This is a genomic window from Psychrobacter sp. GW64-MNA-CIBAN-0177 (assembly GCF_040309585.1).
Taxonomy (GTDB): domain Bacteria; phylum Pseudomonadota; class Gammaproteobacteria; order Pseudomonadales; family Moraxellaceae; genus Psychrobacter; species Psychrobacter okhotskensis.
In genome coordinates, this window is sequence record NZ_JBEOOY010000053.1 from 1 (window position 1) to 1,277 (window position 1,277).

At 43.1% G+C, this 1,277-nt stretch carries 1 protein-coding gene; it reads left to right on the forward strand.

Annotated elements, in window-relative coordinates:
* Positions 1 to 65 precede the first annotated feature (65 nt).
* A protein-coding gene (locus tag AAEY79_RS14135) for an IS3 family transposase (RefSeq protein ID WP_352288845.1) occupies positions 66 to 1,231 on the forward strand; the annotation gives its coding sequence in 2 pieces (ribosomal slippage) (positions 66 to 324 and positions 324 to 1,231; 1,167 coding nt in all).
* Positions 1,232 to 1,277 lie beyond the last annotated feature (46 nt).

Sequence of the window (1,277 nt, forward strand, 5' to 3'; positions counted from 1 at the left end):
TGAGCTATGCTGAAGAAACCGTACAAGTAAACTTGGTAAACTAACGACTCAACGAGGAGTTTACCATGACCAAGAAAGTTAGAACTTACAGCACAGAATTTAAAGCAGAAGCTGTCAAGAAGATAGCGGATAATAATGGCAATATTTCAGCTACTGCAAAGCAGCTCGGGATCGCCATGCAAACCTTATCTAACTGGCAGAATAAAGCCAATCAGGGCAAGCTTGTGGGCACTGAACAATACGATCCTGATCTTATGAGCGCCCTTGAAGAAGTAAAACGGCTAAAGCGCCAGCTTAAAGTTGCTAAGGAGGAGCGCGAGATATTAAAAAAGGCGACGGCGTACTTCGCCAAGCACAGCTAGTAAAGTACGCTTTTATCAAAGACAATCAGCAGATATTTAGCATCACAACTATGTGCCGTGTATTAAAGGTTAAATCATCAAGTTACTATGACTGGTCAAGTCGTGACATTAGTGATCAGCAGATACATCGTAATCAGTGTGAACTACTGGTTAAAGTCGCTCATACTCAGACCAAGCAGTGCTATGGCGTAGATCGACTGCATGCCCACCTAAGAGCGCAAGGGTACGATATCAGCCAATATATGGTTAGAAGCATCAAAGAAGAATACGGCATCAAGTGCCGTCGTCATAAGCGCTTTAAAGTCACTACTGATTCCAATCACAATAAACTGGTCTATGACAACGTGCTGAATCAGCAGTTTGACGCCAAGCGTCCCAATGTGTCTTGGGTCAGCGATATTACTTATATCTGGACAAACGAAGGTTGGCTGTACTTAGCTGGAGTCAAAGATTTATACACTAAAGAGCTGGTCGGCTACGCTATTAACAAGCGCATGACCGCAGATTTAGTATGTCGTGCGCTTAACATGGCAATTAAGAATAAACGCCCAAGCAAGGGGCTAATTGTGCATTCTGATAGAGGCAGCCAGTATTGCAGTCACGCCTACCACAAGACCATTAAGCAGCATCAATTTATAGGCTCAATGAGCGGCAAAGGCAACTGTTTCGATAACGCTCCGATAGAAAGCTTCTGGGGCGTATTAAAGAATGAGCTGGTATATCATCAAGACTATAAAACAAGGTTCACAGCCATCAATGATATTATCAGTTATATCGAGCTGTACTACAATCAGACGAGGATTCAAAAGGGTTTGGGCTATCAATCGCCAAGACAGGTGTGGTTTGACTATTATCGTCATGCTGCGTAATCAAAATCTCCCAAGTTTAGTTATACGGATTTGACAGCAGGGGTCA